The 13,437-nt window shown below is 68.5% G+C and carries 13 protein-coding genes; 9 read left to right on the forward strand and 4 right to left on the reverse strand.

Annotation, left to right across the window (positions count from 1 at the left end; genetic code table 11):
• Together ACEQX1_RS07905 and ACEQX1_RS07910 are read left to right on the forward strand one after the other, a co-directional pair.
• Positions 1-155: acyl-CoA dehydrogenase family protein (locus tag ACEQX1_RS07905; protein WP_370196704.1), on the forward strand; the 155-nt coding region annotated here is incomplete at its 5' end.
• A gap of 46 nt (positions 156-201) precedes the next feature.
• Positions 202-1,029, forward strand: coding sequence for an alpha/beta hydrolase (locus ACEQX1_RS07910; protein WP_370195721.1), 828 nt, complete (start codon positions 202-204; stop codon positions 1,027-1,029).
• Between the two features lie 12 nt (positions 1,030-1,041).
• On the opposite strand, the gene ACEQX1_RS07915 is transcribed toward ACEQX1_RS07910, so the two are convergent.
• Together ACEQX1_RS07915 and ACEQX1_RS07920 are read right to left on the reverse strand one after the other, a co-directional pair.
• On the reverse strand, positions 1,042-1,392 hold the full coding sequence (locus ACEQX1_RS07915) for an RcnB family protein (RefSeq protein ID WP_370195722.1): 351 nt from the start codon (positions 1,390-1,392) through the stop codon (positions 1,042-1,044).
• 158 nt (positions 1,393-1,550) lie between these two features.
• Positions 1,551-2,459: a LysR family transcriptional regulator gene (locus ACEQX1_RS07920; protein WP_370195723.1), complete on the reverse strand. Its 909-nt coding sequence runs from the start codon at positions 2,457-2,459 to the stop codon at positions 1,551-1,553.
• A gap of 295 nt (positions 2,460-2,754) precedes the next feature.
• Here ACEQX1_RS07920 and ACEQX1_RS07925 point away from each other — a divergent pair, with 295 nt between their 5' ends.
• From ACEQX1_RS07925 to ACEQX1_RS07955, 7 genes are all read left to right on the forward strand, one after another.
• Positions 2,755-3,981, forward strand: a complete 1,227-nt coding sequence (locus ACEQX1_RS07925; protein WP_370195724.1) for an aminotransferase — start codon at positions 2,755-2,757, stop codon at positions 3,979-3,981.
• The gene (speB, locus tag ACEQX1_RS07930) at positions 3,968-5,029 is read left to right on the forward strand and encodes an agmatinase (protein ID WP_370196705.1); all 1,062 of its coding nucleotides are present in this window, start codon (positions 3,968-3,970) and stop codon (positions 5,027-5,029) included. The genes ACEQX1_RS07925 and speB overlap by 14 nt, the downstream gene beginning before the upstream one ends.
• A gap of 33 nt (positions 5,030-5,062) precedes the next feature.
• Entirely contained in the window at positions 5,063-6,151 is a 1,089-nt protein-coding gene (locus ACEQX1_RS07935) for a PotD/PotF family extracellular solute-binding protein (RefSeq protein ID WP_228240585.1), read from the forward strand.
• Positions 6,152-6,225: 74 nt separating this feature from the next.
• Positions 6,226-7,269, forward strand: coding sequence for an ABC transporter ATP-binding protein (locus ACEQX1_RS07940; RefSeq protein ID WP_370196695.1), 1,044 nt, complete (start codon positions 6,226-6,228; stop codon positions 7,267-7,269).
• 68 nt (positions 7,270-7,337) lie between these two features.
• The gene (locus ACEQX1_RS07945) at positions 7,338-8,132 is read left to right on the forward strand and encodes an ABC transporter permease (protein WP_370195731.1); all 795 of its coding nucleotides are present in this window, start codon (positions 7,338-7,340) and stop codon (positions 8,130-8,132) included.
• On the forward strand, positions 8,129-8,935 hold the full coding sequence (locus ACEQX1_RS07950) for an ABC transporter permease (protein WP_370195726.1): 807 nt from the start codon (positions 8,129-8,131) through the stop codon (positions 8,933-8,935). The genes ACEQX1_RS07945 and ACEQX1_RS07950 overlap by 4 nt, the downstream gene beginning before the upstream one ends.
• A complete protein-coding gene (locus ACEQX1_RS07955) occupies positions 8,932-9,720 on the forward strand; it encodes a carbon-nitrogen hydrolase family protein (RefSeq protein ID WP_370196696.1) in 789 nt (262 codons plus the stop codon). The genes ACEQX1_RS07950 and ACEQX1_RS07955 overlap by 4 nt, the downstream gene beginning before the upstream one ends.
• 26 nt (positions 9,721-9,746) lie before the next feature.
• Here the strand turns inward: ACEQX1_RS07955 and ACEQX1_RS07960 are convergent, their stop codons facing one another.
• Together ACEQX1_RS07960 and ACEQX1_RS07965 are read right to left on the reverse strand one after the other, a co-directional pair.
• Positions 9,747-12,467, reverse strand: coding sequence for a cation-translocating P-type ATPase (locus ACEQX1_RS07960; protein WP_370195728.1), 2,721 nt, complete (start codon positions 12,465-12,467; stop codon positions 9,747-9,749).
• Positions 12,468-12,605: 138 nt separating this feature from the next.
• Positions 12,606-13,424 (reverse strand): universal stress protein, encoded by an 819-nt coding sequence (locus ACEQX1_RS07965; protein ID WP_370196697.1) that lies wholly within the window; start codon positions 13,422-13,424, stop codon positions 12,606-12,608.
• Positions 13,425-13,437: the final 13 nt, after the last annotated feature.

The raw sequence follows: 13,437 nt of genomic DNA on the forward strand, positions 1-13,437 counted from the left end.
CCCGCGACATGCATGGCGGCAACGGCATCATGGGCGAGTACCACGTCATGCGCCACGCCCAGAACCTGGAGACCGTCAACACCTACGAGGGCACGCACGACGTCCATGCGCTGATCCTCGGCAAGGCTCAGACCGGCCTCCAGGCCTTCTTCTGAGCCGCGCCGCAGCGAACGACACGAAGGACGACGAGGTATAAGCCAGATGGTGGACGCGGCGATCACGGATTTCGACACGGCCTATGGCAATGCCGGCGCGATTGCCGGGGCCGAGACCTATCCGCCGCGCTGGCGCGAACGGGCAGCCGCCTTCCGCAACGAGTTGGAAGCCACCGGTCGCGCTCGCCTAGCCTGCCCCTATGGCGAGGGCGAACGGGCGGTCTACGATCTCTTCCTGCCGGAGGGCACACCCGCCGGTCTCGCCGTCTATGTTCATGGCGGCTACTGGAAGGCGTTCGGGCGGTCCGAATGGTCGCATCTGGCGACCGGCGCGCTGGCGCGCGGCTTTGCCGTCGCCATGCCGTCCTATCCGTTGTGCCCGACGGTGCGCATCGCGGAGATCACCATTCATGTGGCGCGCTTCCTCGACACGGTCGCCGCGGAGGTTTCCGGCCCGATCCGCCTGTTCGGCCATTCGGCCGGCGGCCATCTGGTGACGCGGATGATCTGCACGGATTCGCCGCTCTCCGAGGCGACCGCCGCCCGGATCGACCGGGTGCTGTCGATCAGCGGCGTTCACGACCTGCGTCCGCTCCTGAAGACGCAGATGAACGAGATCCTGGCCCTCGATCTGGCCGAAGCCCGCGCCGAGAGCCCGGCGCTGCTGGAACCACAAGGCGACGCGGCCCTCACCTGTCTCGTCGGCGGCGACGAACTGCCCGAATTTCGCCGGCAGAACACGCTGCTTGCCAGCGCCTGGCGCGGGCTCGGCCTGCGCACCACGGCGATCGAAGCGCCAGGGCGGCACCATTTCGACGTCATCGATGTATTGGAAGACCCCGCCAGCGACGCGGTTGCGCTGCTGGCGGGGTGACAGGCGTCCGGCTTAGCGGGCGGCGGCAAGGCCGAGGATCAGCCCGGTGGCCGCCGAGATCAGCAGATACTGGTTGTCGACCTTGATCCAGTTCTGCCCCCGGCCGGGCGCGCGCAGGCCGTGCCGGCGGAAATCCTTCACGCTCTGGTGACGCTTCCAGTTGCCGTAGCGCTGGCCGGACCTGAACTTGGCCCGTGCGGCGACCGGGCGCTGGGCCTGCTTACGCTGGGCGCCGTGGTCGCGAGACTGGCTCTGCTGTGCGGTGGGACGGTTGTTGTCGTGCCGGCTCTGGGCCTGCGCCTGGGCCATCGGAGCGGCCAGCATGGAGACGGCCGCGATGGCGATGAGTGTGCGCTTGAACATGATATGTGTCCTCGTTGGTGGTGAGAGGACGGTAGGCCTCGGCACATGAACCGCATATGAACCAGTATGTTACGAAGTGTAACCGCAGTCATGGTTGAAGCACGGAGCACTGCCGTGACCGCCTGCGGCGTCGCCAAGCGAAGCGAAGGCCGAACGCTTCAGGTGTCCTGCGCCGACGGCCAGACCGTGCGCACCGTCTCGATGAAGGCGGCGGCGACATCGCTCGGCCGGCGATTGCGTGGCGAGAACAATTCGAACTCGCAGGTATAGCCGATCTCCTCCGGCCGGATCGCCCGCAGCGTGCCGGCCGCCACCCCCTCCGCCGCGTAATGGTTCGGCAGGAGGCCGATATAGCGGCCGGACTGGATCAGGATGAGCTGCGGCTCGATCTGGAAGACCGTCGCCTCGACGCGCCAGTCGAGCTGGCGCAGCGTGTCCTCGTCCCGCCAGTAGCCGCGGTGGACGAAAGGCATGGCCGCAAGACGCGCATCGGTCAGCTCGGCATCGTCGGCCTCGAACGCCTCGTGCAGGCGTCCGCAATAGAGGCTGTGGCGCTCGTCATGCAGCCGGTCGTAGACGATGCCATCGATCCGGTTGCGATAGCTGCCGATGGCGCAGTGATAGAGCCCGTCGAGCACCTTCTGCTGCAGATCCTGCGGCCGCTCCTGCGCGATCACCAGCCGAACATGCGGCGCGATCCGGCCATAGGCGGCGATGACGTCGGCGAGGCGGTTGGCCGGATCGGAGACCACCGCGTCCAAAATGCCGATCCGCAATTCGCCGCGCAGTTCGCCCCGCACCGAGGCAACATCGGTGGAAAAGTCCTGGAGCGCCTTTTCCAGCTGGCGCCCGGCCTCCCAGACCGCCCGCCCCTTCTCGGTCATGTGGAAGCCGCCGCGGCCGCGCTGGCACAGGACGAATCCCAGTCGCTCCTCCAGCGCCGTCATGTGGTTGGAGATGGTCGACTGGCTGACATTCAGATCCACCGCCGCGGCCGCGAATCCGCCATGCCGCACCACCGCGTCGAAGACCTGCAGCAGGCGAAGATCACTTCCGGAAACGCGCATGAGCGACCGCACCACTTTGACGTTTTTCAATGTTTGAATTGATAGGCCGATATTCCACCATGCGTCCAGCGCGGCACATGATGAGGAAAAGGGCACAGGCCCGGTTTGAGCAATCCGCAAGCAGCCGGTCGCTGCCATCATCGGGTGAGCAGGCAGTCGGAGAGAGTATCCATGATCCGTTTGGAGGCGGCGATATCCCGGTGAGAGGCCCGTCGAGCGTCCTGCAGAACCCCGCTGAGGCTGCGCCCCGCACGGGTCGCATGTCGCGGCCTGCCAACGCCCATCCGGATTGCCGGTGACTGCGCCGCTGCCCAATCCGCTGCTGACCGCCGTCTCGGTGCCGCCCATCGCGCGTGCCGGCCGCTGGATCGCCGCCTATGACGGAAGCCACGGCCCGCTGATCGATTGCAGCCAGGCCGTTCCGAACCATGCCCCGCCGGCCGGCTTCGCCACGCGCCTGGCCGAAGCCGCCGCGTCGGCGGCCGGTGCTCGCTACGGCGACATTCTCGGCGACCGCGCCTTGCACGAGGCCTATGCCGGCCATGTCGCCGCGCGCTACGGCACGCCCGTCGCGGCCGGCCGCGTCGCCGTCACCAGCGGCTGCAACCAGGCCTTCTTCGCCGCCATGCTGACCGTCGCGCGCGCCGGCGACGTGGTCGTGCTGCCTGCCCCCTGGTACTTCAATCACAAGATGACGCTGGAAATGCTCGGCATCGAGGCGCGCCCATTGCCGACCGAGGCGGCCGACGGCTTCCTGCCCTCCGTCGCCGGTCTGGAGGCGGTGCTCGACCCGCGCTGCCGGGCGCTGGTGCTGGTCAGCCCGAACAACCCGACTGGCGCTGTCTATCCGCCGGAACGCCTCGCCGAACTCCTAGACGTCTGCGTGTCGCGCGGGATGTATCTCGTCCTCGACGAGACCTATCGCGACTTCCTCGACCCGGCGCTCGGCAAGCCGCATGGGCTCTTTGCCCAAACCGATGCGCGTGAAAACCTGATTGCGCTCTATTCCTTCTCCAAATCCTACGCCATTCCCGGCCACCGGGTCGGCGCCATGATCGCCGGTAAGGCGACCATCGCCGAACTGGAAAAGGTCATCGACTGCATCCAGATCTGCGCGCCCCGTCCGGCCCAGGCGGCCCTGCCCTGGGCCATCGGGGAACTGGCCGACTGGCGCGACGCAAACCGCGACGAGATCGCACGACGGGCCGACATCTTCCGCGCTGCCTTCGCCAGCCTGCCGGGCTGGGAGCTCGACCAGATCGGCGCCTATTTCGCCTATGTGCGCCATCCCTTCGCGGACCGGCCGGCCGAGGCGGTCGCCGAGGCCCTGACGCGCGAACTCGGGGTGCTCGTCCTGCCCGGCAGCTTCTTCGGCCCCGGCCAGGACCGGCATCTGCGGATCGCCTTCGCCAATGTGGATGCGGACGGCATCCGCGAGATGGCGCGCCGGATCGGCCTCGGCCTGTCCGCCGGCGCCTTTGCCAACGAACCAGACCGTCCAGCGAGGAATTTCCATGGATAGCGGCAAACTGGAAGCGCTGCGGCAGCGCTTCGCCGGCGACAACGAGCGGGTCATCTACGACAAGGGCTTCGCGGCCGTGGCCGACCGGCTCTTCGATCCCAAGGGCACCCGTGTCGCCCCCTATGCCGGCGTGCCGACCCTGCTCGACGCCCCCCATCGCGCCATCGACTGGGCCGCGCCGGACCTCTCGAACCTCGACGTCGCGATGATCGGCGTGCCGATGGATCTCGGCGTCACCAACCGCAACGGCTCACGCTTCGGCCCCCGCGCCCTGCGCACCATGGAGCGCGTCGGACCCTACAATCACGTCCTGAAGACCATGCCGACGGCCAGTCTCAAGGTCGCCGACATCGGCGATGTGCCGTTTCGCAGCCGCTTCGATCTCGCCACGTCGCACGAGGATATCGAGCGCACCGCCGCGACGATCGCAGGCGCCGGCGTCCTGCCGCTCTTCGTCGGCGGCGACCATTCGATCACCCTGCCGATCCTGCGGGCACTCGGCGCCGACCGTCCGGCCGGGATGATCCATATCGACGCCCATTGCGATACGTCCGGGCCCTTCGACGGCTGCAAGTTCCACCATGGCGGCCCGTTCCGCCAGGCGGTGCTGGACGGCGTGCTCGATCCCGAGCGCACCATCCAGATCGGCATTCGCGGCGCCTCCGAATATCTGTGGGAGTTCTCCTTCGAATCCGGCATGACCGTCATCCATGCCGAGGAGATCCCCGGCCTCGGCCTCGACGCGGTGATCGCCAAGGCCCGTGCCGTCGTCGGCGACGGTCCGGTCTATGTCTCCTTCGACATCGACAGCCTCGATCCGGCCTTCGCTCCCGGCACCGGCACGCCGGAGATCGGAGGCCTGACAACCCGCGAAGTGCAGATGATCCTGCGCGGCCTCGCCGGGATCAACATGATCGGCGGCGACGTGGTCGAGGTCGCCCCGCAATACGACGCCACCACCAACACCGCCCATGCCGGCGCGCAGATGCTGTTCGAGCTTCTGAGCCTTCTGGATTTCACGCCGGACCGTTCCGGCGCTGCCCGCTGATCGACGTCACGTAGCAACCAAGGAGATGAAGTCATGACCCGGAAGTCCCCGCTCATCCTGAACCGGCGGCATCTGCTCGCCGCAGCCGGCGCCGCGGGCGCCACGCTGGCCATGCCGTCGATCCTCAGGGCTCAGGAGAAGAGCCTGAAGGTCGGCGTCTATGGCGGCTATTTCAAAGATTCCTTCGACAAGAACGTCTTCCCGGCCTTCACCGAGGCCACCGGCATCGCCGTCGAAAGCGTCGCCGAGCCGACCGGCGAAGCCTGGCTGGTGCAGCTCGAGCAGGCCGCCCGCGCCGGTGTCGCTCCCGCCGACGTGTCGATGATGTCTCAGGTCGCCATGCGCAAGGGCCTCGCGACCGAGCTCTGGCAGCCGCTGGACATGGACAGGATCGCCAACTCCGGCGACGTCCTGCCGCCCTTCGTCGTGAACTATCCCGACGGCCGCGTTGCCGGCGTCGGTGCCGTGGCCTGGTACATCAACCTCGTCACCAACACCGACACCTATCCGGACGCGCCGGAAAGCTGGGCGGCCCTGTGGGACCCGGCCAACAAGGAGAAGCTCGGCCTTCTCGCCCTCGTCTCCAACTCGTTCCTTCTGGAAGTCACCGCCAAGACCTTCTTCGGCGGCACCGACGTGCTCGACACCGAGGAGGGCATCCTGAAGGTGATGGACAAGCTCGCCGAGGTGAAGCCGAACGTCCAGCTCTGGTACCGCGACGAAGCCCAGTTCGAGCAGGCGCTGAAATCCGGCGAAATCCCCATGGGCCAGTACTATCACGACGTCACGGGCCTCGCCGCGGCCGACGGCTTCCCGGTCCGCTCGACCTTCCCGAAGGAAGGCGGCATCTCCGACTCGGGCTGCTGGGCGATCTCCAAGGCCTCCGAGAAGGGCGAAATCGCCCACGAGTTCATCGATTACATGACCCAGCCGGACGTCCAGAGCCTGCTCGCCCGCAAGGTCGGCACAGCACCGGTGATCAAGCGCGACCTTCTCGATCTGACCGACGAGGAATTCGCGGCGGTCTCCTCCGAGATCGACCCGATCGTTCCGCGCTATGATCTCTATGTCGAGAAGTCCGACTGGCTGAACCAGAAGTGGACCGAACTCATCGTCGGCTGAGCCCGACGCCCGCCCATTCACCGGCCGCCTCGACAAGGGCGGCCGGACCCCAGAACCAGGAAACGTCCAGGCCGATGAGCGCACTCGAACTTGCCAACGTCACCAAGCGCTACGGCTCGGTTCTCGCCGTCGACGACGCCGTCCTCGACGTGCCGGCCGGCAGCTTCGTCTGCCTGCTCGGGCCGTCGGGCTGCGGCAAGACCACCTTGATGCGGATGATCGCCGGTCTCGAAACCCCGACCGCCGGCACCATCCGCTTCAACGACGAGACTATCAACGACTGCCCGGTTCACCGCCGCGATTTCGGCATGGTGTTCCAGTCGCTGGCGCTGTTTCCGCATCTGAGCGTCGGCGAGAACATCGCCTATCCCCTGAAGATCCGTGGCCGGCCCCGTGCCGAGCGCGATGCCCGCGTCGTCGAACTGCTCGATCTCGTGCGCCTGCCCGGCGTCGCCGACCGGTCGGTGGCGCAATTGTCGGGCGGCCAGCGCCAGCGCGTCGCCATCGCCCGGGCGCTCGCCGTCTCGCCCAAGCTCTTCCTCCTCGACGAGCCCCTGTCCGCCCTCGACGCCAAGCTGCGCGAAGCGATGCAGGTCGAACTGCGCCAGCTGCAGGAGCGGCTCGGCATCACCACCATCGTCGTCACCCACGACCAGCGCGAAGCCATGACCATGGCCGACACCATCGTCGTCATGAAGGGGGGCCGCATCCAGCAGATGGACCGGCCGATCGACATCTACCGCCGGCCTGCCAACGCCTTCGTCGCCGATTTCCTGGGCCAGACCAATCTTCTGACCGCCCATGCCGCCGATGGCGGCGCGACCATCGCTGATGCGCCGGTCCCCGGCCTGACACTGCCGGCCGGCTGCGCCACGGCGGAAATCTCGATCCGGCCGGAGGACGTCAGCGTCGAGCGCGAGGGCGCCGCGCCCCTGCCCGCCACCGTCGAGTTCGTCCGCGACATGGGATCGGCCGTGGAGGTGTATCTCGCCACCGCCGCCGGCCGCATCGTCGCCCAGCGCGCCGCCGGCCGGAACGATCTCCTGGTCGGCGACGCTGTCTCCCTGGCGCTCGATCCCGCCGCCATCGTCGTCTTCCCCGCCGGAGCTTCCGCGTGAGCGCCGCCGCGCCCGGAACGAAGGCCGGAGGCTGGCGTGAACAGGCGCCGCTGATCTTTCCGGCGCTGATGCTGCTCGCCTTCTTCGTCGTGCCTTTCGGCCTGATGATCGCCGTCTCGCTGTTCGAACGGGTCGCCGGCGGCTTCTACCAGCCGGTGCTGACCACGGCGAACTATGCCCGCTTTCTCAGCCTGTTCTTCGGCAAGATCCTCGTCTTCTCGCTCGGCCTGTCGGCGCTGGTCTCGGCGCTCTGCCTGATCGTCGGCGCACCCTTCACCTATCTGCTGACCAAGCTCCGCCGGAAATGGCAGGTGCCCTGGCTGGTGGCGATGCTGGCGGTTCTCTCCCTGTCGGAGGTGATCATCGGCTTTTCCTGGTCGACCCTGCTCAGCCGCACGGCCGGCCTCTCCAACCTGTTCGTGTCCCTCGGCCTGATGGAGAACCCGGATGCCTGGACGCCCGGCTTCTTCGCCGTCCTTGCCGGCATGACCTACCAGGCCTTCCCCTATGCGGTGCTGGTGCTCTACCCGTCCTTCTCCCGGCTCGACCCGTCGCTGGCCGAAGCCGCCCGCACCCTCGGCGCCTCGCCGCTCAGGGCCTTCTTCACGGTGATCCTGCCGGCGCTGAGGATGGCGCTGATCGCCACCTTTATCATCGTCTTCGTCTTCGCACTGGGGGCCTATCTCCTGCCGCAACTCCTCGGCCGGCCGGAGCACTGGACCCTGTCGGTGCTGATCACCGACCAGGCGATCTACCAGTCGAACATGCCGTTTGCGGCGGCAATGGCGGTGTTCCTGGTGGTCACCAGCCTGTCGCTCGTGCTGCTGACCACGACGCTCGGCCGGAAGGGACGCGCGGCATGATCGGCACGTTCCTCACCCGCCTGTTCTTCGCCGCCGTCGGGCTGTTCATGGCGGCGCCGATCGTCGTCATCGCCGGCGTCTCGATCAACGAGAAGCGCAGCCTGACCTTCCCGCCCGAGGGTTTTTCGCTCGCCTGGTACGGCCAGATCTTCGCCGACGACGGCTGGCGTGGCGCGCTGACCACCTCGGTGCTGATCGCCCTCGGCGCGGCGACCATCGCCGTCCTCATCGCCCTGCCGATCGCCTATGCGCTGTGGCGCCGGGTCACGGCGATCGGCCGGGCCGTGCAGTTGCTCGGCGTCTCGCCCTTCGTCCTGCCGCCGGTGATCACCGCGCTCGGCGCTTTGTCCTTCTGGGCGACGATGGGCGGCTACGGCGCCTGGTACACGGTGGTCATTTCCCACGCGATCTTCTTCACCAGCCTGCCGCTGGTGACCATCTCGCTCGGCTTCCAGACCATCGACCGCGAGGTGACCGAGGCCGCGCGCACCATGGGGGCCAACGACCGGACCATCCTGACGACCATCGTGCTGCCGATGATCGCGCCCTACATCATCTCGGGCTTCGCCTTCGCCTTTGTCCTCTCGCTGAACGAGTACATCGTCGCCTACATGACGGTAGGCTTCACGCTGGAGACGGTGCCCATCAAGATCTTCAATGCCCTGCGCTACGGCTACACGCCGACCATGGCCTCGGTCTCGATCCTCTTCGTCGCCGTGGCGGTGGTGGTGTTCGGTTTCGTCGCCCGCTTCGGCGACCTGCCACGCCTTCTGGGCGCCTGGTCCAACGGAGACGGCAAGTGAAGGTCGCGGCCATCCAGATGGACGCCGCGATGACCGACGCAGCCGACCGGCACGCGGCGATCCTGCGCAGCCTTGAGGACGCGGCCGCAGCCGGTGCCGACCTCGCCGTCCTGCCCGAGCTTGCGCGGACCGGCTACGGTGCCGGGCCGACGATTGCCGACACCGCGAAGGACGCAGACGCCAGCCTTGCCGAGTGGCAGGATGCGTCCGACCGGCTCGGCATCGCCATCGCCATGGGGCTTGCGATCCGCATGCCTCACGGCGTCGACAACGCCGCCGCGCTCATTGCACCGGGCCGTGCGCCGGTCCTCTACGCCAAGCGCATGCTCTATGGCGACTACGAGAAGGGCCTGTTCCGGCCCGGCGATGCGCCCTCGCCCATCGTCGAGATCGCCGGCCTGCGCTGCGGCCTGCTCGTCTGCTTCGACGTGGAATTCCCCGAACTGTGCCGCGACCTCGCGCTGCGAGGCGCCGAGGCGATCATCGTGCCGACGGCATTGCCCAGGAGCGACGGCGCGCGCTTCATCGCGCAGAATGTCGTGCCGGTGCGCGCCTTCGAGAACCAGCTCTTCGTCATCTATGCCGACCATTGCGGCAGCGAAGGCACCTTTGCCTATCAGGGCCTGTCGGTGATTGCGGGCCCGGACGGCTCGGTGCTGGCCTCGGCCGGCGAAAGCGACGCGGCGACGATCCTCGCCGATCTCGACCCCGGCGCATACGGCGCCAGCCGCGACCAGAACCCGTATCTCGCCGAGGTCGCCGCCCGCCTGCCGACCGGGCGCTGAGGCACCATCCCTGACACGACCGTGCGTCACCCAGCGGTTGCCGGTTCCGGCCCGGCCGGCCGACGCCGCTGCCGTTGAGCACGCAGTGCCTTGTCGATCTCCATGACGACCAGCACCGACAGCGCCATCGGCACCAGCAGCGCCCATTGCTCCCACGGGATCGGCGCAAGGTCGAGCACGTCGCGCAGGCCCGGCGTGAAGGCGGCGCCGATATGGATCGCCTGCGCCGCGATGATCGAGCCGAGCAGCGGCCAGTTGTTCGCCAGGGGCACCCGAAACGCCGAAATCGTTTCCGACCGGCAATTCATCACATGCACGTTCTCGAAGGCGACCATCAGGAACAGAAGGACGTTGCGGGCCTCGAACTCGCTCCAGCCCGCCGAGATCGCCCAGGCGAAAACCAGATAGCCGACGATGCCGATCACCGCCCCCGACAGAGCCGTCTGGCGGATCATCAGGCCATCGAAGATCGCCTCGCCCGAGCGCCGCGGCGGCCGCGACAGGAGGCCCGGCTCGGGCTTTTCCAGCGCCAGCGCGACATGCTGACCGCCATTGGTGACGAGATTCAGCCAGAGCAGTTGCACCGCCGTCAGCGGCACCGGAAAGCCGGTGAACAGCGCCATCAGGAAGAACACCGCCTCGGCAGCGCCCGTGCTGATCGCCAGATAGATCACCTTGCGGATATTGGCGTAGGCGGCGCGGCCTTCGTGGATGCCGGCGGTGATCGAGGCGAAATTGTCGTCGGTCAGAACGAGATCGGCCGCGTCGCGGGCCGCGTCGGTGCCGTCGCGCCCCATCGCGACGCCGAGATCGGCCCGGTGCAGCGCCGGCGCGTCGTTGACGCCGTCGCCGGTCATCGCCACGACATGACCGCCGCGCTGCAAGGCCTCGACGATCCGCACCTTGTGGGCCGGTTCGACCCGGGCAAACACGGACGTCGCCGCGATGCGCGCGTCTGTACCCGTGGCCGGATCGTCCATCTGGCGGCCGGTCATCACCTCCTCGGGCCGGGCCGCGATGCCCAGATCGCGGGCGATCGACAGTGCCGTGGCCGCATGGTCGCCGGTGATCATCTTCACCGCGACGCCGGCGCCGCGGCAATCGGCGACGGCCGCCTTCGCTTCCGTGCGCAGCGGGTCGATGAAGCCGACGAGGCCGAGAAGGGTCAACCCTTCCAGCGGCTGGTCCATCGGCGGCAGGCGGCCCGCGGTCTCGTCCCGGCCGAGGGTCCTCGCGGCAACCGCCATGACGCGATAGCCCTGCCCGGCCATCTCGTCGGCGAGCGCCAGCACCGCGTCCACATCGACGCCGAGGCAGCGCGGCACCAGCACCTCCGCCGCGCCCTTGACGTGCAGGCGGAGGGTACCGCCCTGCTCGTCGAGGCTCGCGGCATATTTGCGCTCGGCCGAGAACGGCAGTTCGGCGATCCGCCGTGCTGCGTGGCGCAGCGCGGTGACGTCCAGTCCGCTCTTCATCGCCAGAACGAGAAAGGCCAGGTCGACGGTGTCGCCGCTGCGCCCCGCCTCACCGCCGTCCGGATCGAAGGCCGCGTCGTTGCAGAGCGCGGCAGCGGCAGCGAGATCCCGGGCCGCCTCCTGCGCCGGCGGGGCGAGCGGCGCCTCTCCCTGCAGCAGCCGGCCACCCAGTTCGAAGCCGGCGCCCTCGATCGCGACCGCCCCGTGCCCGGGCAACCACAGCCGCTTGGCCGTCAGCTGGTTGCGCGTCAGCGTGCCGGTCTTGTCGGTCGCCACCACCGTACAGGCGCCCAGGCCCTCGACGGCCGGCAGATGCCGCACGATGACGTTGCGCCGGGCCATCCGGCGCGTCGCCACCGACAGGGCCACGGTGACGGCCACCGGCAGCCCTTCCGGGATCACCGAGACGGCCAGCGCCACGGCCACGAAGAAAGTCGCCTGCAGCGAGGCCCCCGTGCTGAATTGCTGGGCAACGACGACCGCCACCAGGGCGAGTGCGACGAGGCCGAGCATGCGGGTGAAACGGTCGAGCTTGACGGTCAGCGGCGGCGGCGCCGAGGCCTCCTGCAGCGAGCCGGCGATCTGCCCGAGCTCGGTATGGGTGCCGGTGGCGACGATCATCGCCTGGCAGCGTCCGCGATGCAGCGTCGAGCCGGCGAACAGCATGGTTGCACGCTCCGCAAGCGGCGTGTCCGGTGCCAGCGCCCCGCCGGCGGCCTTCTCCACCGGCAGCGATTCCCCGGTGAGCGCGGATTCGTCGGCCTGGAGTTCGGAGGCGGACAGCAATCGCAGATCGGCCGGGACCCGGTCACCGGCCTCCAGGATCACCACGTCGCCGGGCACCAACGCCTTGCTGTCCGTCAGACGCACCGTCCCCTGCCGCCAGACGCGGCAGACGGTGGTGATCGCCGTGCGCAGCGCGGCGGTGTTGGCTTCCGCCCGCGATTCCTGCGCCGCGCCGATGGCGGTGTTGATGGCCAGGACGATGAAGATGAAGACCGCCTGGTCGATCTCCGCAAGGACGAGCGATACGGCCGCAGCGGCGAGCAGGAGATAGATCAGCGGGCTCTTCAACTGACCGAGGACGATCAGCGCCAGCGAGCGCGACGGCGGCTCCGGCAGCGCGTTCGGGCCGTACTCGACCAGTCGCCGTGCCGCCTCGCCATCGTCGAGCCCGGCGGCTGCCGTGCCGAGCCTGCCGAAGGTCGCGGCTTCGTCGAGCGCGTGCCATCCATCCGCCGGCTGCTGGCCCGGCTCCGGATCTGCGCTCATTGGGCTCATCGGATCGCTCACAATCATTGCGCGGCCCGGATCTTGGCGTGAGGGGGCGTGCCGGCAGGATACAACCCGCCGCACCGCGGGGCCCTGTTCGACCGGGCGGGCGAAACCGCCTTGCGCGTCATCGGCGCCCTATCGCGACATCAGAACCGGCACGGTCATGTGCTGCAGGATATGCCGGGTGACGCCGCCGAAGAGCATCTCGCGCAGCCGCGAATGGCCGTAGCAGCCCATCACCAGAAGATCGTGGCCGTGATCCACGAGTTGCGCCAGGACCTCGTCGCCGACGGAGATCTCGCCGCTGTGCGAACGGGCCGCCTCGGCCCTGATGTCGTGCCGGGCCAGCGCCAGCGCCATGTCGTCGGCAGGGGCCAGGCCGGCCTTGGCGCCCGCCTTGTCCGGGTCGATGCAGAGCACCCGCACCAGTGACGCGTCCTTCAGAAGCGGCAGCGCATCGAACACGGCGCCCGCCGATTCGCGGCTGCCGTTCCAGGCGACGAGAGGCTGCTTGCCCACCTGCGCATATTCGCCGGCATAGGGCACGAACAGCACCGGTCGCCCGGTCTCGATCAGGAGATCGGTCAGTGGCACGTCGGCGCCGCCGGCCGCCTGCCCGACCACGACGAGATCGGCCACGAGGGCATTCCGCGTCCAGACCGTGTCCGCATCGCCTGCCATCGGCTCCTCGCGCCGCCATTCGGTCGAGACGCTGGCGTTCGCGGTCGCCGTCTTGAAGACCTCGGCAATGGCATCGGCCTCGCTCTGCGCGGCCTGCCGGGCCTGGTCGATATATTCCAGCGAGACCTCGGTCGGAATGCTGACCACCACGTCCTGCACGACATGCAGACCGACCAGATGGGCGCCCTGCCGCTCGGCGATCGCCAGCGCCGTCCGCAGGATCGCGCCGGCGCGCTCGCTGTTGTCGAGGCAGACCAGTATCGTCCGGTACATGGAAAACTCCCTT

Source organism: Aurantimonas sp. (genome assembly GCF_964217435.1).
Lineage (GTDB): Bacteria > Pseudomonadota > Alphaproteobacteria > Rhizobiales > Rhizobiaceae > Aurantimonas > Aurantimonas coralicida.